At 70.5% G+C, this 21,572-nt stretch carries 13 protein-coding genes; all 13 read right to left on the bottom strand.

Annotated features, from left to right (window positions below; translation table 11 throughout):
• Positions 1-4 precede the first annotated feature (4 nt).
• The 13 genes from OG385_RS22545 to rodA all read right to left on the bottom strand — a co-directional run bounded on the left by OG385_RS22545 (position 5) and on the right by rodA (position 21,569).
• Positions 5-1,411 (bottom strand): FG-GAP-like repeat-containing protein, encoded by a 1,407-nt coding sequence (locus OG385_RS22545; protein WP_266857061.1) that lies wholly within the window; start codon positions 1,409-1,411, stop codon positions 5-7.
• A 125-nt stretch (positions 1,412-1,536) separates the two neighbouring features.
• On the bottom strand, positions 1,537-2,526 hold the full coding sequence (gene rfbB, locus OG385_RS22540; protein ID WP_266857060.1) for a dTDP-glucose 4,6-dehydratase: 990 nt from the start codon (positions 2,524-2,526) through the stop codon (positions 1,537-1,539).
• Positions 2,523-3,590: a glucose-1-phosphate thymidylyltransferase gene (locus tag OG385_RS22535; RefSeq protein WP_266857059.1), complete on the bottom strand. Its 1,068-nt coding sequence runs from the start codon at positions 3,588-3,590 to the stop codon at positions 2,523-2,525. The genes rfbB and OG385_RS22535 overlap by 4 nt, the downstream gene beginning before the upstream one ends.
• Before the next feature lie 164 nt (positions 3,591-3,754).
• A complete protein-coding gene (locus OG385_RS22530) occupies positions 3,755-5,857 on the bottom strand; it encodes a hypothetical protein (RefSeq protein ID WP_266857058.1) in 2,103 nt (700 codons plus the stop codon).
• A gap of 201 nt (positions 5,858-6,058) precedes the next feature.
• Positions 6,059-7,564: a bifunctional cytidylyltransferase/SDR family oxidoreductase gene (locus OG385_RS22525; RefSeq protein ID WP_266857057.1), complete on the bottom strand. Its 1,506-nt coding sequence runs from the start codon at positions 7,562-7,564 to the stop codon at positions 6,059-6,061.
• A 184-nt stretch (positions 7,565-7,748) separates the two neighbouring features.
• On the bottom strand, positions 7,749-9,797 hold the full coding sequence (locus OG385_RS22520; RefSeq protein WP_266857055.1) for a glycosyltransferase family 4 protein: 2,049 nt from the start codon (positions 9,795-9,797) through the stop codon (positions 7,749-7,751).
• 270 nt (positions 9,798-10,067) lie between these two features.
• Complete coding sequence (obgE, locus tag OG385_RS22515; protein ID WP_266857053.1) at positions 10,068-11,507, bottom strand: GTPase ObgE; 1,440 nt, start codon at positions 11,505-11,507, stop codon at positions 10,068-10,070.
• Positions 11,508-11,791: 284 nt separating this feature from the next.
• The gene (rpmA, locus tag OG385_RS22510; protein WP_164265539.1) at positions 11,792-12,046 is read right to left on the bottom strand and encodes a 50S ribosomal protein L27; all 255 of its coding nucleotides are present in this window, start codon (positions 12,044-12,046) and stop codon (positions 11,792-11,794) included.
• 11 nt (positions 12,047-12,057) lie between these two features.
• Positions 12,058-12,378 (bottom strand): 50S ribosomal protein L21, encoded by a 321-nt coding sequence (gene rplU / locus OG385_RS22505; RefSeq protein WP_164265538.1) that lies wholly within the window; start codon positions 12,376-12,378, stop codon positions 12,058-12,060.
• 281 nt (positions 12,379-12,659) lie between these two features.
• A complete protein-coding gene (locus OG385_RS22500) occupies positions 12,660-16,916 on the bottom strand; it encodes an Rne/Rng family ribonuclease (RefSeq protein ID WP_266857050.1) in 4,257 nt (1,418 codons plus the stop codon).
• Positions 16,917-17,198: 282 nt separating this feature from the next.
• A complete protein-coding gene (locus OG385_RS22495) occupies positions 17,199-18,032 on the bottom strand; it encodes a TIGR03936 family radical SAM-associated protein (RefSeq protein ID WP_266857048.1) in 834 nt (277 codons plus the stop codon).
• A 320-nt stretch (positions 18,033-18,352) separates the two neighbouring features.
• Positions 18,353-20,290, bottom strand: coding sequence for a TIGR03960 family B12-binding radical SAM protein (locus OG385_RS22490; RefSeq protein ID WP_266857046.1), 1,938 nt, complete (start codon positions 20,288-20,290; stop codon positions 18,353-18,355).
• A gap of 88 nt (positions 20,291-20,378) precedes the next feature.
• On the bottom strand, positions 20,379-21,569 hold the full coding sequence (rodA, locus tag OG385_RS22485) for a rod shape-determining protein RodA (RefSeq protein WP_266857044.1): 1,191 nt from the start codon (positions 21,567-21,569) through the stop codon (positions 20,379-20,381).
• Between the last annotated feature and the right edge of the window lie 3 nt (positions 21,570-21,572).

Below are 21,572 nucleotides of genomic sequence, written 5' to 3'. Positions count from 1 at the left end.
GACGCTACCCGAGGTGCTGCCCGAACGCGGCTTTCGCAGCCGGTGCTCCGGCGCCGATCGGTCCGGCCACCACCGCGGCGTCCGTGACCAGCCCATCGGGGCGGCCCCGCAGCACCCAGACCGCGCCGTTCCCGCCGTCCTCGTTCACGGCGGCGGACGCCAGGTCGGCGTAGCCGTTGCCGTTGATGTCGAGCAGCCGGACCGCGCTGCTGAACCGGTCGTCAGTCTCGGCCGTGCCGGGGACGTTCGCGGTGTCCTGGCTGAAGGCCTGCGCACCACTCCCGGTCAGGCCTGCGGCGCTGCCGCGCAGCAGGGTGACGTAACCGGCGTCCCGGACGGTGCCCAGGTCCTCGTACGGGGCGCCGACCGCGATGTCGTCGATGCCGTCACCGTCCACGTCCCCGGCCGACAGGGCCGCACCGAAACCGTCGCCCGGCTCGGCGCTGCCCGGAACACCCGGGGTGTCCTGGGTGATCGTGGTCCAGTCCGCCTCCGGGCTGAGCCCGGTGTGCGCGCCGTAGGCGACCGTCACCTCACCCGCGTCGCCGCCGGTGTTCCCGAGGACGAGGTCGCCCAGGCCGTCGCCGTTGACGTCGCCGATGGTGACGGCCGCGTGCGAGTCGGCTGCCGCCTTCACGGGGGTGCCCCGGTCCCCCGGCCCGCCCGCGCCGCCGAGGAACAGCGCGGTGCCGAACCCGCCGTCGCCGGTGTACTCGGTGAACGCGAGGTCGTCGCGCCCGTCCCCGTTCACATCGCCGGACGCCGCCCCGTACAGGTCGTGGTACTGCTCACCGGTGAAGAGCGAGGTGGTGGCCGGCACCCCGGTGCGGCTGACCGGGCCGTTCCAGACCAGCCCCTCGGAGCCGGACGGGTCGTCGCCGGCCGGGATTCCGGTGCGGAGCGCCACCAGGTCGGGGTGGCCGTCACCGTTGTAGTCCCCGGTCTGCACCAGATTGCCGTGGCCGGGGACCGGGGTGCCGCCGGTCAGGCCGACCGGGCCGCCCCAGACGATGACCGCGTCGGCGTTGTGCGGTCCGCCGGCGACCAGGTCGGTGTAGCCGTCGCCGTCCAGGTCGGCCGCCGCGGTGTCGGCGCCGAAGCCCTGACCCGCGGTGGCGTCGCCCGGGACGCCGGCGGTGGCGCGGCTGACCGTGAGGTGGGACGCGGCCGAGACGCCGTGCGCGGAGCCGTACAGGACAGTGATGTACCCGGCCCCGGCCCGGCCGCCGACCGTACCGCCCGGCGCGCCGACCACCAGGTCCTGGTAGCCGTCGCCGTTGAAGTCCTGGTGTGCGGCGGTGGCCGGGGCCGCGGCCACCGCCGCGGGAGGACCGGCCGGAGCTCCGACGGCCAGCGCGGCGGCGATCCCCGGCACGGTCAGGAGTATGGAGCGCAGACGGGGTGCGTTCATCGCGAGCAGCCTTCCGACGGCTTTCCCATGGTTGCTCACCATGACCGGCGGGAGGGGCAGTTGGTTGTACGCGCGGTGGTACGCAGAGGCAGCCGCCCCGGCCGCCGTACGACCGACGGCCCGCGTCAGGCGAGTGCCGCGCGCTCCTTCAGCGGCTCCCACCAGGCGCGGTTGTCGCGGTACCACTGCACGGTCTCCGCGAGCCCGTCCGCGAAGTCCTTGCGCGGCCGGTACCCGAGTTCCGTACGGATCTTGGCGCAGTCCACCGAGTACCGCCGGTCGTGGCCCTTGCGGTCGGCGACGTACTCGACGCTGGTGTCCCAGTCGGCCCCGCAGGCCTTGAGCAGCAGCCCGGTGAGCTCCTTGTTGGAGAGCTCGGTGCCGCCGCCGATGTTGTACACCTCGCCCGCGCGGCCCTTCGTACGGACCAGCTCGATGCCCTGCACATGGTCGTCGATGTGCAGCCAGTCGCGGACGTTGGCCCCGTCGCCGTACAGCGGGACGGACTTGCCGTCCAGCAGGTTGGTGATGAAGAGCGGGATGACCTTCTCCGGGAAGTGGTGGTGCCCGTAGTTGTTGGAGCAGCGGGTCACCCGCACGTCCAGGCCGTGGGTGCGGTGGTAGGAGAGCGCGATCAGATCGCTGGACGCCTTGGCCGACGAGTAGGGCGAGTTGGGTTCGAGCGGGTGGGTCTCGGGCCAGGAGCCCTCGTCGATCGAGCCGTACACCTCGTCGGTCGAGATGTGCACGAACGTGCCGATGCCGGCCCGGTGCGCCGCGTCGACCAGGGTGTGGGTGCCGAGCACATTGGTCCGCACGAATTCGGCGCCGCCGTCGATCGACCGGTCGACATGGGACTCGGCGGCGAAGTGCACCACCTGGTCATGCTCCGCCATCAGCTTGCCGACCAGCGCGGGATCGCAGATGTCGCCCTGTACGAAGGAGAATCCGGGGTGGTCCCGGACCTCGTCGAGGTTGGCAGGGTTGCCCGCGTAGGTGAGCTTGTCGAGCACGGTGACCGTGATGTCGCCCGGGCCCTGGGGGCCGAGGACCGTGCGGACGTAGTGCGAGCCGATGAAGCCGGCGCCGCCGGTCACCAGAATCCTGTTCGTCATGAAGAGATCTGCACCTTGCTGTGGTCGCCGAGGACGAGTCGGTGGGCTGCTGGGCTGCGGGGCGAGGGTGTCACCTCGACGCCCCGGCCGATCAGCGAGGCCGCGATCCTGCGGACCCCGGTGATCGACGAGTCGCGCAGGACGATGGAGTACTCGATCTCGCTGTCCTCGATCCGGCACCCCTCGGAGACCGAGGTGTACGGACCGATGTACGCGTCGCTGATCACCGTGGACGCGCCGATGATCGCGGGCCCCACGATACGGCTGCGGGTGACCTGGGCGCCCTTCTCGATCCTGACGCGTCCGATGATCTCGCTGGCCTCGTCGGCCGTGCCGTCCTCGCAGGGCTCGACGGTCTCCAGGACCGCGCGGTTGACCTCCAGCATGTCGGTGACGTTGCCGGTGTCCTTCCAGTAGCCGGAGATCGTCGTGGAGTGCACGTCCTGCTGCTGGTCGATCAGCCACTGGATGGCGTGCGTGATCTCCAGCTCGCCGCGCCGGGAGGGCCCGATGGAGCGGACCGCCTCGTGCACGGCCGGGGTGAAGAGATAGACGCCGACGAGCGCGAGATCGCTCTTGGGGACCTCCGGCTTCTCCTCCAGCGCGACGACGCGGCCCTCACCGTCGAGTTCGGCCACGCCGAACGCCGTCGGATCGGGGACCTTGGTGAGCAGGATCTGGGCGTCGGGGCGGGCGGCCCGGAAGCCGTCGACCAGGCCGGTGATGCCCCCGACGATGAAGTTGTCACCGAGGTACATGACGAAGTCCTCGTCGCCGAGGAAGTCGCGGGAGATGAGCACGGCGTGGGCCAGGCCACGCGGTGCCTCCTGCGGGATGTAGGTGACCTCGATGCCGAAGCGGGATCCGTCCCCGACGGCCGCACGGATCTCCTCGGCGGTGTCACCCACGACGATGCCGACGTCGGTGATGCCCGCGTCGGCGATCGCTTCGAGCCCGTAGAACAGCACCGGCTTGTTGGCGACCGGCACGAGCTGTTTCGCGGAGGTGTGTGTGATGGGGCGCAGGCGCGTGCCCGCACCGCCGGAAAGGACGAGAGCCTTCACGTTGTGGTCCCTTGCGAGCAGTCGGTCTGGCTTGATCCGTCCTGTGGGATTTTATCCATCCTCATGTCGCGAAGCCGTAAGTACAAATGCAGTACGGCCGCCGCGCGAGGTGCGCGAACGGCCGTACGAAAGGTTCGGTACGAAGGGATCGGACCGAGCCGCTGTCAGTCGCCGACCGCCGAGTCGACGGGGGTGGCGTCCGAGTCGTTCAGGCCGGGTGCGCCCTCCGGTTCGGCGGCGCCCGTGCGCTGCGCGACGGCCGCGTTGCGGGCGTCGGCCTTGGCCGTGAGCGCCCGTACAGCAGCGTTGAACTGCTCCATCGAGGTGGGCTCGTCGGGGCCGAGCAGATACTCCTTCAGCTCCCGGCGGTCGTCGGCCAGCGGGTCGGCCGAGGACTCGGTGATCGCCGTGAGCAGCCGGTCGATCTCCTTGGCGGAGTTGGAGAGGATCACGGCAGCACGTACTGCGGTGTTCTGCCGCTTGAATTCCTCCGCGCCCAGTTCGGCCGAGTCGGTGACGGCGTAGGGCTTGCCGCTCGCGATGAAGTCCGAGACGACGCTGGAGATGTCCGAGACCATTCCGTCCGACTCGTTGAAGCAGTCGTACAGGTGGGGCTGGCCGCCGGTGATGACGCGGTGCTCCCAGTAACCGAAGGTCCGCCAGTAGGTGCGGTTCCACTGGGAGCGCAGGGTGGTCGTCTCGTCCTCGCGCGCCGGGTCGGCCAGCGAGGCCCGCGACTCCTCGGACTCGTCGGCGTCCGCCGGGCCGCCCTGCGCCAGCTCGTCCAGCCTGGCCTCGATGCGGGTCAGCTCGGCCTGCGCTGCGGCCCGGTCGGCGGCACCGGCCGCGGCCTGCTCGGTCCAGCGGGGCTCGGCCGCGCGGTCGGCTGCGGCCTTCTCGACCATGGCCGTGATCCGCAGGTGGGCCGCCTTGGCCTTCGCGCTGCGGGTGCCGGTGAAGGGGTGCGGCTTGTAGAGCACCCGGACCGGCTGCTTGGCGCCGAGCAGCCGCTTGACGATGTTCTCCCCGGCCAGCAGCAGCGAGGTGTTGCCCGGGTTGTCGTCCCAGCCCTCCCAGGTGGGGGCGTACAGCACGGTCGGGATCTGCTGCTTCGGGGTGCCGGTCCAGCTCTCGATGGGGGCCAGCTGGGGGCGGCCCACCTCTACGATGTCCTCGTCGCGCACGCCGACGTCGGCCAGCGCGTAACGGTCCCGGCCGGCTCGGCCCGCGGTCCACACCTCGTCGTACGCCTTACTGTACGGGTTGACGCTGGCGAGCTTGTCGCTGTCACCGTGCCCGATGAAGACGTGCTTGATGGTCGGGACGCGGAGCATGTGGATGTTCTTGCCGACGTTCGCCGCGTACAGCGCGACGCGCACGGTGGAGAGGTCCATGTTCATCAGGTGCACACCACCGGGCACGCACACCACGGGCACCGTGGTCGATGCGAGCTGGGACACGATGGCGCGCTCACGCAGGATGATCAGCGGGCGCCCCTCGGTCTGGGCCATCGTCTCCAGCCACATGTTCACCTGATAGGCGGAGTCCCTGGAGCCCGAGAAGTAGAGGGCGACGGTCGGCCGGTACTCGCGCAGCCAGTCGTCGAGCCCTGCGAGCACCGTGGCGGCGGAGGGGACGCGGCGGCCCTTGAGGATGTACGGGACCAGCGCGGCGATGTAGAGGACGGCGAGGCCCAGCGTGATGAAGATGCCGAAGTAGCCGTAGTCGTCGGTGCCGGTCTTGGCCGCGATCACCAGGCCGACCATCGCGAAGACGTCCAGGTGGAGCATCTTCTCGGCGGCACGGTTCAGCAGCCGGCGCGGCGGGGGCCCGGGAATCGGGATGGCGCCGAGGTCGACGTTGCGGGTGACCACCGGCATGACGCGGCGCAGCCGGATGAGGGTGGTCAGCGTGCCGTGCGCGGCCTGGAGACCGTAGAAGAGCAGGAAACAGGCGACGGCGGCGTAGTAGACCCGCTGCTCGGCGAGCTGAAGGCGGGCGAGCAGCAGAATAAGCAGCAGTTCGCGCAGGAGGAAACGGATCGACAGGCCGGCGCGGACCTTGGCCAGCCGGTTGATGAGGTAGCTGCGGCGCTGGTGCAGGAACCAGTCGGACACATAGGTCACGAGGGTGGCAGCGGCGAAGAACCAGATATTGGGGATCAGCGCTGCGATCATCACGCACGGGTAGCTGAGCCCCATGAAGGCTGCGGCGATCAGCTCGGACCGGCTGCCTACGCGCGCCAGTCGAATGGCGGTCGAAATCACGAAGAACCTGCTCCAGGGGGTGCCGGTTTTATTCTGGGGGGATTGATTCGATCGGGTGCGATCCGGGGATTTCGCGGGATTTCTCCGGATACTTATTTGGGGAAATTGTGAAGGCGAGGCTTCACGCATTCGGGCCTCTGCGATTCGCGCGACGCGATCACAGAGGCCCGAAAAGAAACGTCTACTTATACCGGGGAAGTATTACACATCTTCCTGACGGTCCAGTACTGAGGCCAGCGCCTGCTCGAACCCTGACGCCTCCGCGCTGGCGTCGCGCGTCGGGTCCTGCTGGCGTACGTCGATGACGTGGCCGGTCAGCTCGGAGAGCAGCACGTCCAGCGAGGTACGGGCCACGGCCTCCGAAGAGAGCAGGCTGCCCTCGGGCTCCTGGCCGAACGCCTTGGTGCGCATCGGGGTCGCCGTGCGCTCCGGGTTGACGCAGTTGACCCGGACACCGTCACCGGCCCACTCGTCCGAGAGGGCCTGGGTGAGATTCACCATGGCCGCCTTGGTGGACGAGTACAGGCTGTATTCGGCGCGACCCCGCGTGTAGCTGCTGGAGGTGTAGAGCAGCAGCTGGCCCTTGGTCTCCGCCAGGTACTTGTACGAGGCGCGCGCGATCTGCACCGGCGCCAGGTAGTTGACGTTCAGCGCTTCCTGAATGGTGGTGTTGTCCGTCTCGGCCAGCTTGCCGATGCGCAGCACGCCCGCGGTGTTGATGACGTAGTCGATCCGGCCCGTCTCCGAGTACGCCTTGGAGAGCGCGTCGTCGACGTGCTCCGGGTTCTCGACGTGCGTACCGGTGGTGGAGCGGCCCAGCGCGTACACCTTCGCGCCGTAGGACTCGGCGATGGCGGCGATGTCGGCGCCGATGCCGTACGAACCGCCGAAGACCACCAGGGTCTTGTCGGTCAGCAGCTCGCGGTAGGCGGCCTCGTCGGCCTGGCGCGGGGCCGCGGTGGAGGCCAGCTGGAACAGCTTGTCGGTGATGAAGACATCGACGGGCTGGGTGACCTTCATGTTGTACTCGTCGCCCGCGACCACGTAGATCGGCACGTCGGGCAGGTACTTGAGTACGACCGAGCAGTCGTCGGTGGCCTGGAAGTTCGGGTCGCCCGCTGCGACGTCGTACGCCCGGCGGATCGTGGAGAGCTTGAAGGCCTGCGGGGTCTGCCCGCGGCGCAGCCGGGAGCGGTCCGGGACCTCGGTGATGAACTCGCCGTCCTCGCCGTGGGTGCGGGTCACGATGATCGTGTCCGCGGACGGGATGGCGACGTCGACGGCCTGGTAGCGCTCCAGCGCGTCCACACAGTCCTTGATCACGCGCTGCGAGAGCAGCGGGCGCACGGCGTCGTGGAAGAGGACGTTGCGGTCCTCACCCTCGGCCAGCCCTTCGCCGAGTGCGGCGATGGCGCGCTCGGTGGTCTCGTTGCGGGTGGAACCGCCCTCGATGATCCGGGTGACCTTGGTGAGACCGGACTTGGCGACGATCTTCTCGATGTCCGGTACGTAGCCCGGGGCCATCAGCACGATCACGTCGTCGATGGAATCGGCCTGCTGGAAAATCGTCAGGGTGTGCTCGATCACAGCCTTCCCGGCGATCTTCAGCAGTTGCTTGGGGATCGACAGACCCACGCGCTGGCCGGTACCACCGGCGAGAACGACTGCTGTAGTCCGGGGCTTGGTTGCTTTGTGCTGCACAGACACAGACGACCTACCTTGCGATGACGAGGGAACGGTGTGATGGTCGCACTCTCCGTGACCGTCTCGCAAGGTGGACGCCAAGCCTCCACAACCCTTGCGATACCGCGTGTTCACCCTAAGGGCAGGAAAGTGACTCGGATCCCCCCAGCCACTGTGAGTGACCGACACCACAGGGTGCGAGGGTAACTCATGGCTTGACCTCGGCCACGGCGAGGGCCAGGTCATTGCTGACGGTGTAGTACGGACGCACCCTGACCCACTGCTGCGGCCTGCCGCGGACCTTCCGTACGGCCTTGCGCAGCGCCCCCCAGGGCCGCTTCTTGCGCACCAGGGCCGGCGGACAGGAGTAGACGGCCTTCTTGTCCACCACGTCGTCGAGGATGCGGCCGATCTTCACCGGCCGCGCCTGCGGTGCGTACCGCAGCCATATGTCCCAGTAGTCGTTGCCGGTGAGCAGACGGGCGGCCGGGCCGGCCGCGGGGAAGGTGACCCGGAAGCCGTCCGTGCCCTCGCGGCTGCCGGGGAAGGCCAGTTCCTCGCTCGTACCGCCGCGGCGGCGCAGCAGCAGGACCGGGTCCCCGGCGAGCGCGGCCGCCCCCAACAGAGTTCCCGACACGGTGAGTTGAGTCCCGTCGACGCCGATGTCCCCGGCTTCGGCGTGCACGGGTCTGTTCCAGCTGCGCATGGTCAGGAAGCCCTTGTCCTTGAGCCGGTGGGCGACCTGGTTGCGCACCCCGTCGTTCCGCGCGGCGCGCAGCGGGCCGCGCTGGTCGACGGAGCGGGCGGCGATCCGTACCCGCCGTCCGGAGCCGGCCGCCTCGGCGTAGAAGTCCCAGACCCCCTCGGCGAACTCCTCGCCGGCCGGGACGACCGCGACACCGTCCGCGTCGAAGGGGTACGAGCGCTGGTCGGTCCGGTCGTCGGCGCGCGAGCAGAGCAGCCGCTGCCCGTCGTGCGCCGACGGGTGCGCGGGGGCATCGGAGTCCTCGGGGCCCTCGGGGCCCGGTACGAGGGTGACGGTCAGCTCGCCGTCCGGACGCACCACACAGTCCGCCTCCGGTGCGAAAGCCTGCCGGCCGGCGCGGCTCGCGGCCTGCGGGCGCAGTGCGGTGAAGAGCTTCTCGTACTGCTCGGTGACCTGACCGGGGTCGAAGCGGCGGGCGTTGGCGAGCGCCGCCGAGCTCATCCGGCGCCGCAGTTCCTCGTCGTCGATGAGCTTCAGGAGCGCGGCGGCGACCGCGGCGCTGTCGCCGACGGGCACGAGCAGCCCGTCCACGCCGTCCTCGATGATCTCGCGGGGGCCGTAGTCGCAGTCCGTGGAGACGACCGGCAGCCCGCAGCGCATCGCCTCGACCAGCGTCATGCCGAAGGACTCGTGGCGGGAGGTGGACACGGCGATGGCGCCCTTGGCCCACTCGGGCTCGATGGGCGAGTGGGGGCCCATGAGATGGACCCGGTTGTGCAGGCCCCTGGTCTCGATGCGCTCCCGGAGTTTCGGGCGTTCGGAACCCCCGCCGTAGATCCGCAGGGTCCAGTCCGGGCGTTCGGCGGCCACCTCCGCGAAGGCGTCGATCAGTACCTGGTACTGCTTCTCGGGCGCCAGCCGTCCGGCGGCGACCACGGTGGTGCCGCTGCCGTCGGACGGCGCGACGGGCGGTTCGGGAACGCTGTTGGGGATCGCGAGCACCCGGGTCGCGGGCAGCGGCATCTTCTCGCGGTACACCGCGGCGTCGCCCTCGGAGACGGTCACGAAGGCGTCGAGTGCGGCCAGGTGCTCGTACAGCTGGGAGCGCAGGGCCTGCTTGTGGTGGTTGTGCGTCATGTGCTCCTGGCCGATGAGCACCGCACCGGCCGGGGCGAACTGGGCGACGTACGCCACCAGACCGGGCCGGGTACCGATGACGACGTCCGCGTCCGATGCGGCGTAGTGCTTGCGCACCCGCTGGTCGGAGAGCTTGCTGTACTCCTTGAAACGCGCCTCGGCCGCCGGCAGGCACTGCGAGGGCTGCTGCTGGAGCGGATGCTCCAGTTCATTGGCCATCGAGGCGGGATCGGTGTCGACCAGGGGTACGACGGTGATCCGGGGGTCGATCCGGAACAGCGGGACCTCCCGGTGCCGGAAGACCGAGACGATCTCGACCTCGTGCCGGTCGGCGAGCTCTTCGGCCAGGTTCAGTGTGGTCTTGATCGTGCCGCCGATCCCGTAGACCGTGTGGATGAGGAAGGAGATCTTCATCTGCCCCGTAACTCCGCTTCCGCTACTCCGGGCCGGTGCACAACCCCCGCCATGACATCGCAGGCCCGCGTTCACGGGTGGTTGGTCATCCACCCGCTTACAAGACACCTGTTGGCAACCATCGGTTGTGCATTTCTGTGAAGCGGCCGCGGGAACGGACTGCGCGGTGGCCCGGAACAGTCGGCGCAACAGCCCGGAGGCCCGGGAACGCGTCGGCGTTCCCGGGCCTCCGGGCTGTTGGGTGGTTCCGTCAGAACGTGTGCGGTTCTGCTAGAACGGCTTGAACTCGTCGTACTCCTTGTCCGACTCGTCCCGTTCGGCCTGGCGGTCCCGGCGCTTCTGCTCGGCGGGCCGGGGCGCTTCGAGGCGGTGGTCCTCGCCACGGCGGCCGAGCATCTCGGCGCCCGCCATCATCGTCGGCTCCCAGTCGAAGACCACGGCGTTGTCCTCGGCGCCGATGGCCACGCCGTCACCCGCACGGGCACCGGCCTTCATCAGCTGGTCCTCGACACCGAGGCGGCTGAGCCGGTCGGCGAGGTAGCCGACGGCCTCGTCGTTGCTGAAGTCGGTCTGGCGGACCCAGCGTTCGGGCTTCTCGCCGCGGACGCGGTAGACGCCTTCCTCCTCCTCGAAGCTGACCGTGAAGCCCGCGTCGTCGACGGCCTTCGGGCGGATGACGACCCGGGTGGCCTCCTCGGCCGGCTTCGCCGCGCGCGCCTCGGCGATGATGCCGGCCAGCGCGAAGGACAGCTCCTTCAGCCCCAGATGGGCCACGGCGGACACCTCGAAGACCTGGTAGCCGCGCGCCTCCAGATCCGGGCGGATCATGTCGGCGAGGTCCTGGCCGTCGGGGATGTCGACCTTGTTGAGGGCGACGATACGGGGCCGGTTCTCCAGGCCGCCGTACAGCTTGAGCTCCTCCTCGATCATGTCGAGGTCGGAGACCGGGTCACGGTCGGACTCCAGCGTCGCCGTGTCCAGCACGTGCACGAGCACCGAGCAGCGCTCGACGTGCCGCAGGAACTCCAGGCCGAGGCCCTTGCCCTGGCTGGCGCCGGGGATGAGACCGGGGACGTCCGCGATGGTGTAGACGGTCGAACCGGCCGTCACCACACCGAGGTTGGGGACGAGCGTGGTGAACGGGTAGTCCGCGATCTTCGGCTTGGCCGCGCTCAGCACCGAGATCAGCGAGGACTTGCCGGCGCTCGGGTAGCCGACGAGCGCCACGTCGGCGACGGTCTTGAGCTCCAGGACGATGTCGCGGGACTCCCCCGGCTCGCCGAGGAGCGCGAACCCGGGCGCCTTGCGGCGGGCCGAGGCCAGCGCGTGGTTCCCGAGGCCGCCGCGGCCGCCCTGGCCCGCGACGAAGGTGGTGCCCTGACCGACCAGGTCGGCCAGGACGTTCCCGTCCTTGTCCAGCACGACGGTGCCGTCCGGCACGGGCAGCACGAGGTCGTGCCCGTCCTTGCCGGAGCGGTTGTCACCGGCGCCGGGCTGGCCGTTGGTGGCCTTGCGGTGCGGGCTGTGGTGGTAGTCGAGCAGCGTGGTCACGGCCTGCTCCACGACGAGGATGACGTCGCCGCCCCGCCCGCCGTTGCCGCCGTCGGGTCCGCCGAGCGGCTTGAACTTCTCACGGTGTACGGAGGCGCAGCCGTGGCCCCCGCTACCCGCGGCGGCATGCAGCTCGACGCGGTCCACGAAGGTGGTCATGGGTGTGCCTCCAGAAACGTACGGAATTGTCTTAGACCGGCCGGCAAATGGGGGGCGGCGTCACGGGGTGTGGTGCGCGCATCTGCGGCGTTGTCGTCAATCACCATGGCTCCGCCATGGTTCAATCCTCCGCCTTGCAGCTGCACTCACCACACCCCGCTCCTTGTCCCGCCCCCCATTTGCCGGCCGGTCTTACCTGTAACACGCGAAAGGCGGACCGGCTTCCCGTAAGCAACGGGAAACCTGGTCCGCCCTCGACAGATCGCTCTACGGCAGCCTAAAGATCAGGCGACCGGAACGATGTTCACGACCTTGCGGCCGCGGTGCGTGCCGAACTCGACCGAACCGGGGTTCAGCGCGAACAGCGTGTCGTCGCCGCCACGGCCGACGCCGGTGCCCGGGTGGAAGTGGGTGCCGCGCTGGCGGACCAGGATCTCACCGGCGTTGACGACCTGACCGCCGAAGCGCTTCACGCCGAGCCGCTGAGCATTGGAATCGCGCCCGTTCCGAGTGGACGATGCGCCCTTCTTGTGTGCCATGTCTCAGTCCCTTACTTCGCAGCCGCGGGGATACCGGTGACCTTGATCGCCGTGTACTGCTGGCGGTGACCCTGGCGACGGCGGTAGCCGGTCTTGTTCTTGTAGCGAAGGATGTCGATCTTCGCACCCTTGTGGTGATCCACGACCTCGGCCTGGACCTTGATACCGGCAAGCACCCACGGGTCGCTGGTGACCGCGTCACCGTCGACCACGAGCAGGGTCGAGAGCTCGACCGTGTCGCCAACCTTGGCGGTGGGAATCTTGTCAACCTCAACGATGTCGTCGACAGCAACCTTGTGCTGACGACCACCGCTGCGCACGATGGCGTACACGCGGATCTCTCTTTCGCTCGGAATCGGCCCTCTGATGCCAGCCGCTCACACGGGTCCGGGGACCCGCGACGATCCGGAATGGACGAGCGGCCTCTCCCGGCGGAGCCAGGAGGGAGTTGCTCAGAGGTGTGGCGCAAGGAAACACGCCGAGGGGTAAGGCTACGGGGCGGGGTCCGGGGGGTCAAACCGGCCCCTGACGGGGTCCGGGCAGGACGGCCGGACAGCCAGGTGCGGCCCTCCCGGAGGAGGGCCGCACCTTTCGTCTGACGGGCCGGCGCGGGTCAGTCCTCGGTGGAGGCCGTGACTCCGGGCGCCGACTGCTCCTCGGCGGCGACCGTCTTCTTGGTCGCCTTCTTGGCCGTCGTCTTCTTGGCCGCGGTGGTCTTCTTCGCCGCGGTCTTCTTGGCGGCCGCCTTCTTCGCGGGCGCCTTCTTGGCCGTCTTGCGCGCGGCCGTCTTCTTGGCCGGTGCCTCGGTCTCCGCAGACGCGGGGGCCTCGTCCGACGGGGACTCGACCACGACGACGGACGCATCGGCCGCGCCCGCGGGGGCGGTGGCCTTACGGGTCGCCCGGCGGCGGGCCCGCGGCGGTGCGGCTTCGGCGGCCGGCTCGGCGGGGGCCTGCGGCTCCTCGGCCACGGGGGCCGGGGCCTCCTCGACCACGATCTCCGCGGTCTCGTCGGCTGCCTTGGGCGCACCGGCCGGGGCCGTGGCCTTACGGGTCGCCCGACGGCGCCCACGGGCCGGAGCGGCCTCCTGGGCGGGCTCGGGCTCGGCGACCGGCTCGGCGGCCGGCTGCTGGGCGGCGGGCTGCTCGGCGACCGGCTCGGGAGCGGCGGGCTGCTCGCTCACGGGCTCGGAGACGGCCGGTTCGGAGACAACCGGCTCGGGCTCGGGCTCGGGCTGCGAACCCTTCGGGGCGCCGGCCGGGGCCGACACCTTGCGGGTCGCCCTGCGGCGGCCGCGGCTGCGCGTGGCGGCCGCCTCCGCCTCGGCGGGGCTGCTGTACAGCTCCTCGTCCGGTACGAAGCTCTCCGGCTCGTCCGCCACGGGGACCACATCGACGTACTCGGTGTCCGCCTCGTGGTCGTGTGCCTCGTCGTGACCCTGGTCCGACGTGTGCTCGTGGTCAGCCGTGTGCTCGTGGTCGCCGCCCGCGCCGCGGCCGCGCTTCTTGGAGCGCTTGCCACCGCCGCCACCGGCCGACGTCGGCTGCTCCATGTGCACGATCACGCCGCGCCCGTTGCAGTGGACGCAGGTCTCGGAGAAGGACTCAAGGAGGCCCTGGCCGACCCGCTTACGGGTCATCTGGACCAGGCCGAGCGAGGTGACCTCGGCGACCTGGTGCTTCGTACGGTCCCGGCCCAGGCACTCCAGCAGACGCCGCAGCACCAGGTCCCGGTTGGACTCCAGCACCATGTCGATGAAGTCCACGACGACGATGCCGCCGAGGTCGCGCAGCCGCAGCTGGCGGACGATCTCCTCGGCCGCCTCCAGGTTGTTCTTGGTCACCGTCTCTTCGAGGTTGCCGCCCTGGCCGGTGAACTTGCCGGTGTTGACGTCGACCACGACCATCGCCTCGGTCTTGTCGATCACCAGCGACCCGCCGCTGGGCAGATAGACCTTGCGGTCCAGCGCCTTCATCAGCTGCTCGTCGATGCGGTACGTCGCGAAGACGTCGACCTCGGACGTCCAGCGCGAGAGCCGGTCGGCCAGGTCGGGGGCGACATGGGCGACGTAACCGTGGATCGTGTCCCAGGCTTCGTTGCCGCTGACGATGACCTTCGAGAAGTCCTCGTTGAAGATGTCGCGCACGACCCGGACGGTCATGTCCGGCTCGCCGTAGAGCAGCGTCGGGGCATTGCTGCTGCCGCCGCTCTTCGCCTTCTTCTCGATGTCCTCCCACTGCGCCTGGAGCCGCTCGACGTCACGGCGCAGCTCGTCCTCGCTGGCGCCCTCGGCAGCGGTACGCACGATGACGCCCGCGTCCTCGGGAACGATCTTCTTGAGGATGGTCTTCAGCCGGGACCGCTCGGTGTCGGGCAGCTTGCGGCTGATGCCGGTCATCGAGCCCTCGGGCACGTAGACCAGGTAGCGGCCGGGCAGCGAGACCTGGCTGGTCAGGCGGGCGCCCTTGTGGCCGATCGGGTCCTTGGTCACCTGGACCAGGACCGACTGGCCCGACTTGAGCGCGGTCTCGATACGGCGCGGCCCGTGGGCCATGCCGAGCGCCTCGAAGTTGACCTCACCGGCGTACAGGACGGCGTTGCGGCCCTTGCCGATGTCGACGAACGCGGCCTCCATCGACGGCAGCACGTTCTGGACCTTGCCCAGGTAGACGTTGCCGACGTAGCTGGTGGCCTGCTCCTTGTTGACGTAGTGCTCGACCAGCACGTTGTCCTCAAGGACACCGATCTGGGTGCGCTCGCCGTGCTGGCGGACGACCATCACCCGCTCGACGGCCTCACGGCGGGCCAGGAACTCGGCCTCCGTGATGATCGGGACGCGACGGCGGCCCTGCTCGCGCCCCTCGCGGCGGCGCTGCTTCTTCGCCTCCATCCGGGTCGAGCCCTTGATGGACTGGACCTCGTCGAAGCCGGTGCCGGGCTCGCGCTCGGCTGCTTCCTTCTTGCGCGGCTCACGGACCTTGACGACCGTGCGCTCCGGGTCGTCGGCCACGGCGTCGGCGTCGGTGCCGGTGTCACCGCTGCGACGGCGACGGCGACGGCGACGCCGGCTGCTGCTGGACCCGGAGGCCGCGTGGTCGTCGTCCTCCTCGTCCGTGCCCGTGGCGGAGGCCGCGTGGCCGTCCTCCTCCTCGTCCGGACCCTCCGCCTCGGTGTCACTGGAGTCGCGGCGGTCGCTGCGGTCGTCACGGTCGTTGCTGTCGTTGTCGTCCGTGTCTCCGGACTCGCCACGACGGCGGCGGCGGCCACCCCGGCGACGGCGGCGCGAGGGCCGGTCACCGTACTCGTCGGACTCGTCGCCGTGCTGCGCGTCATCGGCGGACTGCTCGTCGGCCTCAGCCTCATCGGCCGCGGGCTGCTCGGCGACGGGCGCGGCCACCGGCTCCGGAGCCTTCTCGGCTTCCGCGGGCTCGCCACGGCGACGGCGGCGACGGCCGCGCGTGCCGCCCTGCGGCGCGGACTCGGCGGGCTCGGGCGCCTTGGCGGTCTCCTCGACCGCCGCCTCGTCCTCCTCGACCTCTTCCGCGGACTGGGCGGGCCGGGCGGCGGCAGCGGCGGCAGCGGTCTCCGGCGTCTGGAACATCGGCTCGGCGAAGACAGGGGCCTGGAAGACGGCCACGGCGGGGCGCTGCGCACGGCGGCGCGAGCCGCGACCGGGCTCCGCGGCCTCGGCGGGCTCCGCGGGGCGCTGCGCCTTCTCCTTCTCGCCGACAGCGGTGAACTGCGGGGACTCGGCCCTGCGGCGCTTGCGTCCGCGCGGCGCGGCCTCGGTCTCCTCGGCGAGCGCCTCGGCCACGGCCTCGGGCAGGCTCTCGCCTGCGGCCTCGGGCTGGCCGGCATCGGACTGCCGACCGGACTGCGGGCTGGCGGCGGGCGAGGTGGCACGGCGGCGGCCGCGGCCGCGCGGCGCTTCGGCGGCGGGGGCCTCGGCGGCGGGCTCGGCGGCCTGCTCGGCGGCGGGCTGCTCGGCCGCGGCGGGCGCGGTGGCCTTACGGGTGGCACGGCGGCGGGTACGCGCCGGAGCGGCGTCCTGCGTCACGGCGGACTCGGCCGGCTCATCGGAACCGGCGGACGGGGCGGTCTCCGCCGCACCGGCAGTCTCAGTCGTGGTGCTCGCCCGGTCCGCGGCCTCGGAGCTCTTCGGTGCGCCGGCGGGCGCGGTGGCCTTACGGGTGGCACGGCGGCGGGTACGCGCCGGGGCGGCGTCCTGCGCCTCGGCGGACTCGGACGACTCGGTGTTCCGCACAGTCTCATCGGCCACAACGGGCTCCGGCTCAGCAGCGGCCACGACGGCCTGGGTGGTCTGCGGCTCGTCCACGGGCGCGCCGGTGGACCGGGTGGCGCGGCGGCGGGACCTCGTGGGCGCCGCCGTTTCGGACGGCCCTGACGGTTCTGCGGCTTCCACGGCGGATACTGCGGTGGCACCGTCCGAACCGGGCTGCGGTGCGCCCGCAGGGGCGGAGGCACGGCGGCGGGCACGGCCGCGCGGCGCTTCGGCGGCGGGCTCCTCGCTCACCGCTTCGGCGGGCGCGGCGTCCGTGGCGGGACCCGCGATGGGGGTCTCCCCTGGTCGAGCGTCGTCGAGAGCTCGGGCAACGGTCGCCTTACGGGTGGCGCGGCGGCGGGCGGGCGGCGCCGCTGTCTCACCTGCGCCGGAGTCGGCCTCGGTGGCCTCCGCGGCCGGTATGGCCGGCGTCACCACTGCGGCCTCTTCGGCGGCGCCGTTCTGCGCGCCGGCCGGGGGGCCTGCGGGGCGCGACGCGGCCCTGCGCCGACGGCGCGGGGGCAGCGTGTCGCTGGGACTGGTCTCTTCGTTCGCTCCGGTGGTACCGGAATCGTTCGACTCAAGCATTGCGGGCGGTTCTCCCGTCACGCTCCCGGGCGCCGCGTCTGTGTCCGGTCCGGCACGGTCCGCGTCAGATGCACGGTCCCGCTCGTCCGGGGCGCGGGCGCCGCACGGGAGCTGATGTCTGGCTCGCCGGTTCCCTACGCGATGTACGTACGGCCTGGCGAAAGTCTTCTGGTCAGTGCGCTGCCCGACCCAGGTGGCTCCCGGATACGAGGGCTGCGCTACAACGACTGGTCCTTACGCGGCGGGACCGCCTCCGGGGCCCGGGGGCCCGAGAGGTCCGTCTCACACCGTCGCGGGTGTCCCGTCGGCGGGAAGCCGGTGGGTGGCGGTTCCGGCGGCCGTGGGTGGAGCGGCCGGGGCTGCCTCGCGGTCGGGCGAAAGCGGGTCGGTCACCGTGCCGGACTCCTCGTCGAAGAGCCCCTGCGCCAGCCTGGTCACCGCTGCGGGGACCGGCGGCGCGAGGTCGGCCACAACGCGGAGACCGGACAGGACGTCGTCGGGTCGCACAGCAGGTGTCACGTGCCGAACAACCAGCCGCAGTATCGCACAGCGCTCACCTCCCGGCCTATTGACCGGCTCGGTGCCGTCGGCTCCGCCGGCTGCGGCGTCCGTGCCGGGCTCGTGGCGGACGGCCTCCAGACCGGCCACGGCGCTGCGGGCGTCGAAGGTCCGTACGCCGTTCTTGGTGCGGCGCTGGACCTCGACCTCCCCGGCGGCGTTGAACGCGGCAACGGCCTTCTCCGCCTCCTCGAACTCCACGCCGTCCAGGCGCAGTTCCCATACGGAGGCGGTCAGCCGGTCGGCGAGGCCCGAGGTGTGGGCCTCGACCGCGTCGGTGATGTCGAGCCCGTCCGGGAGGGACTCGTCGAGCAGCTTCCGCAGCATCCCGGGGTCACGCGCCTCGGTGAGGGCGATCTCCAGGAACTCGGCCTCGCTGCCGGTGCCGGTGGGTGCGGCATTGGCGTACGACACCTTCGGATGCGGCGTGAAGCCCGCCGAGTACGCCATCGGCACCTCGGCTCTGCGCAGCGCACGCTCGAAGGCACGCTGGAAGTCACGGTGGCTGGTGAACCGGAGGCGGCCGCGCTTGGTGTAGCGCAGTCGGATGCGCTGCACTGCCGGTGCGGGCGGCGGGCCTTCGGGCTGTCGCTTGCCCAGTGGTTCTTCTCCTCGGTGCGGGGCTGGCGCGGGGGGCGCGCCGCCCTACGGCGGGGTTCCCGGGGCATCCGGTCGGCTCACCCCAGTCCGGCGGAGTATGCGCCGTGCTGGGAGATCTCTGGTCCGGCTGCCGCTTCGGGGACAGTCGATGTACTACCACCCAGAGTACGCGCACGGAGCACGACAGGTTCCCGGACATCGGCCCGAAGCCGCGGAAGCAGCCCCGGAACGCCGTGGAGGCCCTGCCTCGGGGCAGGGCCTCCACACACACGCACGGGCTATTTGTTGACGACGGTCAGCGGCAGGAGTTTCTTGCCGGTCGGCCCGATCTGGATGTCGAGGTCGAGCTGGGGGCACACCCCGCAGTCGAAGCACGGCGTCCAGCGGCAGTCCTCGACCTCGGTCTCGTCGAGCGAGTCCTGCCAGTCCTCCCAGAGCCAGTCCTTGTCGAGACCGGAGTCCAGGTGGTCCCAGGGCAGGACCTCCTCGTACGTGCGCTCACGGGTCGTGTACCAGTCGACGTCCACGCCGAAGCCGGGGAGCGTCTGCTCGGCCGCCTTCATCCAGCGGTCGTAGCTGAAGTACTCGCGCCAGCCGTCGAACCGGCCGCCGCCCTCGTACACCGCGCGGATGACCGAGCCGACCCGGCGGTCACCGCGCGAGAGCAGGCCCTCGACGATGCCGGGCTTGCCGTCGTGGTAGCGGAAGCCGATCGAGCGGCCGTACTTCTTGTCACCGCGGATCTTGTCGCGCAGCTTGGTGAGCCGGGCGTCGGTGTCCTCGGCGGAGAGCTGCGGCGCCCACTGGAACGGGGTGTGCGGCTTGGGCACGAAACCGCCGATGGAGACGGTGCAGCGGATGTCGTTCTGGCCGGAGACGCGGCGCCCCTCGGCGATGACGTTGACCGCCATGTCGCCGATCTGGAGGACGTCCTCGTCCGTCTCGGTGGGCAGGCCGCACATGAAGTACAGCTTCACCTGGCGCCAGCCGTTGCCGTACGCGGTGGAGACCGTACGGATCAGGTCCTCCTCCGAGACCATCTTGTTGATGACCTTGCGGATGCGCTCGGAGCCGCCCTCGGGGGCGAAGGTCAGGCCGGACCTGCGGCCGTTCCTGGTGAGCTCGTTGGCCAGGTCGATGTTGAACGCGTCCACCCGGGTCGACGGCAGCGAGAGGCCGACCTTGTCCTCGGTGTAGCGGTCGGCGAGGCCCTTGGCGATGTCACCGATCTCGCTGTGGTCCGCGGACGACAGCGACAAGAGGCCGACCTCTTCGAAGCCGGTCGCCTTGAGACCCTTCTCCACCATGTCGCCGATGCCGGTGATGCTTCGCTCCCGCACGGGGCGCGTGATCATGCCGGCCTGGCAGAAACGGCAGCCGCGGGTGCAGCCGCGGAAGATCTCGACGGACATCCGCTCGTGGACGGTCTCGGCGAGCGGGACGAGCGGCTGCTTCGGGTAGGGCCACTCGTCGAGGTCCATGACGGTGTGCTTGGAGACCCGCCACGGCACGCCCGACTTGTTGGGAACGACACGGCCGATACGTCCGTCGGGCAGGTACTCGACGTCGTAGAAGCGCGGGACGTAGACACCGCCGGTCTTCGAGAGCCGGAAGAGCACCTCGTCGCGGCCGCCGGGACGCCCTTCGGCCTTCCAGGCGCGGACGATCTCGGTGATCTCCAGGACCGCCTGCTCACCGTCGCCGATGACCGCGCAGTCGATGAAGTCGGCGATCGGCTCGGGGTTGAACGCCGCATGGCCGCCCGCGAGCACGATCGGGTCGTCGAGGGTCCGGTCCTTGGCGTCCAGCGGGATGTCCGCGAGATCCAGGGCGGTGAGCATGTTGGTGTAGCCGAGCTCGGTGGAGAAGCTCAGCCCGAAGACGTCGAACGCCTTCACCGGGCGGTGCGCGTCGACCGTGAACTGCGGCACCTTGTGCTCGCGCATCAGCTCTTCGAGGTCCGGCCAGACGCTGTAGGTGCGCTCGGCGAGCACACCCTCGCGCTCGTTGAGCACCTCGTAGAGGATCATGACGCCCTGGTTGGGCAGTCCGACCTCGTATGCGTCCGGGTACATCAGCGCCCAGCGGACGTCGCAGCTCTCCCACGGCTTGACGGTGGAGTTCAGCTCTCCGCCCACGTACTGGATGGGCTTCTGGACGTGCGGGAGAAGCGCTTCCAGTCGCGGGAAGACCGACTCGACCGACTCGACAGGCATGGTGGTGTCTCTCATGAGCGGGCAGGGATGACCATCCAGCGTACCCCGGCGGCCGGCCTCCGCCGCCCGCCCGGGAATCCGCCGGGGGTCAGGCCGACATGGGCCGCTGCACCCGGATCGACTGGAGCAGCCCGATCGCGACCCACACGGCGAACATCGAGGACCCTCCGTACGAGACGAACGGCAGTGGAAGCCCTGCCACCGGCATGATGCCGAGCGTCATCCCGATGTTCTCGAACGCCTGGAAGGCGAACCAGGCGATGATCCCGGCCGCGACGATCGTGCCGTACAGCTCGGTCGTCTCCCGGGCGATCCGGCAGGCGCGCCAGAGCACGATGCCGAGCAGGACCAGGATCAGTCCGGCGCCCACGAAGCCGAGTTCCTCACCGGCGACGGTGAAGACGAAGTCGGTCTGCTGCTCGGGGACGAACTGCCCGGTGGTCTGGGAGCCGTGGAAGAGGCCGGTTCCGTGCAGGCCGCCCGAACCGATCGCGATCCGCGCCTGGTTGGTGTTGTAGCCGACGCCCGCCGGGTCGAGCGCGGGGTTGGCGAAGGCGGCGAAGCGGGCGATCTGGTATTCGTCGAGCAGCCCGGCCTTCCAGACCCCGATGGCACCGACCACTCCGGTGCCGATGAGCCCGACCACCCAGCGGTTGGAGGCGCCGGAGGCCAGCAGGATGCCGAGGACGATCATCGCGATCACCATGACCGAGCCGAGGTCCGGCATCAGCATGATGATGAAGATCGGGATGGCGGCCACCCCGAGCGCCTTGGCGACCGTGCGGTGGTCGGGATGGTCCTGGTCACCCGCGTCCACCCGGGAGGCGAGGATCATCGCCATCCCCAGAATGATCGTGATCTTGGTGAACTCGGACGGCTGGAGCGAGAATCCGCCGCCGATGACGATCCAGGCGTGCGCGCCGTTCACGGTCTGCCCGAGCGGCGAGAGGACCGCGAGGATCATGAGTACGGAGATGCCGAACAGGATCGGGACCGCGCCGCGCAGGGTCCGGTGGCCGAGCCAGATGGTGCCGATCATCAGGCCGACGCCGATGCCGGTGTTCATGGCGTGGCGCAGCAGGAAGTAGTACGGGTCGCCGTGGGTGAGGGAGGTGCGCCCGCGGGTGGCCGAGTACACCAGCAGCATGCCGATGAACGACAGCGCGAGCGACGACATCAGCAGCGGCCAGTCCAGCCTGCGCATCAGCGAGTCGCGAGCGGTCAGCTTGGACCAGGTGCCCTGTTCCGGGGCGTACCGCGCTACGGAGAAACCGCCCATGTC

Origin of the sequence: Streptomyces sp. NBC_01306 (genome assembly GCF_026340465.1) — a bacterium.
Lineage (GTDB): Bacteria > Actinomycetota > Actinomycetes > Streptomycetales > Streptomycetaceae > Streptomyces.
The sequence above is the reverse complement of the archived record's forward strand: the minus strand, read 5'-3'. Positions and strand labels throughout refer to the sequence as shown.